1 protein-coding gene is annotated in these 543 nt (G+C 66.7%); it reads left to right on the forward strand.

Translation table 11 applies throughout. The features are described from left to right. Positions 1 to 543 (forward strand): ATP/GTP-binding protein (locus tag M1203_RS38525; RefSeq protein ID WP_249954522.1); only part of this gene is annotated, 543 nt, incomplete at both ends.

Genomic DNA, 543 nt, shown 5'->3' on the forward strand with positions numbered 1-543 from the left:
CGCTCAACCACCAGCGCGAAGATCGTGGTGGCGGGCGGCTTCGGCGTGGGCAAGACCACGTTCGTCGGCGCCGTCTCGGAGATCAACCCGCTGCGTACCGAAGCCGTCATGACCAGCGCCTCCGCCGGCATCGACGACCTCACCCACACCGGAGACAAGACCACCACCACCGTGGCCATGGACTTCGGCCGCATCACCCTCGACCAAGACCTCATCCTGTACCTCTTCGGCACCCCAGGACAGGACCGCTTCTGGTTCATGTGGGACGACCTCGTCCGCGGCGCCATCGGCGCCGTCGTCCTCGTCGACACCCGCCGCCTCGCCGACTGCTTCCCCGCCGTCGACTACTTCGAAAACTCAGGACTCCCCTTCGTCATCGCCCTCAACGGCTTCGACGGACACCAGCCCTACACCCCCGACGAAGTACGCGAAGCACTCCAGATCGGCCCCGACACCCCCATCATCACCACCGACGCCCGCCACCGCGCCGACGCCAAAAGCGGACTCATCACCCTCGTCGAACACGCCCTCATGGCCCGACTC

Source organism: Streptomyces sp. 35G-GA-8 (genome assembly GCF_023534745.1).
Lineage (GTDB): Bacteria > Actinomycetota > Actinomycetes > Streptomycetales > Streptomycetaceae > Streptomyces.